This window comes from Vibrio sp. 10N.261.52.A1, from assembly GCF_002876325.1.
Taxonomy (GTDB): domain Bacteria; phylum Pseudomonadota; class Gammaproteobacteria; order Enterobacterales; family Vibrionaceae; genus Vibrio; species Vibrio chagasii.
The window spans coordinates 1-509 of the sequence record NZ_MCYD01001233.1 but is presented as its reverse complement, the minus strand read 5'-3'; the positions used below and the strand labels follow the sequence as shown (position 1 = coordinate 509).

The window sequence follows — 509 nt, the reverse complement described above, 5'->3', positions numbered from 1 at the left end:
GTAAAGGCATATGGTTTTTCGGTAAGAACCAACAATACCGATGAAGTTGAACCAGCTAAGGCAAAAATAGGGCAATTATGGCAAGGCTTTTTCGAACAAGCTTTTCCAAAGTTGACTCCAGACTCCAAGGTTTACGGCGTATACACCAACTACGAGTCAGATTTTACGGGTGACTATGATGTGATTGCTTGTACCAATGCGCTTACTGATAACGCTATGGATGATCTAGTTGAAACCAATATTGAGGCGGGTAAGTACCTAACGTTCTCTGCAAAAGGCGAATTACCACAAGCGGTGATCGATCTCTGGGGAGAAGTATGGGCTTATTTCAACGCGCCAGATTGTCCACATACACGAACGTACACAACCGACTTTGAGCTGTACAAAGGCGAAACTGAAGTCGAGATCTCTATTGCGATTCAATAATCTTTAAGCGCCGATATATCGTGTAAAAGTTTATGAAATAAAAGAGCCGCTCGGTATGAGCGGCTCTTTTGCTATTTGGAATT

1 protein-coding gene is annotated in these 509 nt (G+C 42.6%); it reads left to right on the top strand.

Annotated elements, in window-relative coordinates:
• Positions 1-426, top strand: a 426-nt coding sequence (locus tag BCT81_RS26010) for a GyrI-like domain-containing protein (RefSeq protein ID WP_102426340.1), incomplete at its 5' end; no start/stop codon positions are given.
• Positions 427-509 lie beyond the last annotated feature (83 nt).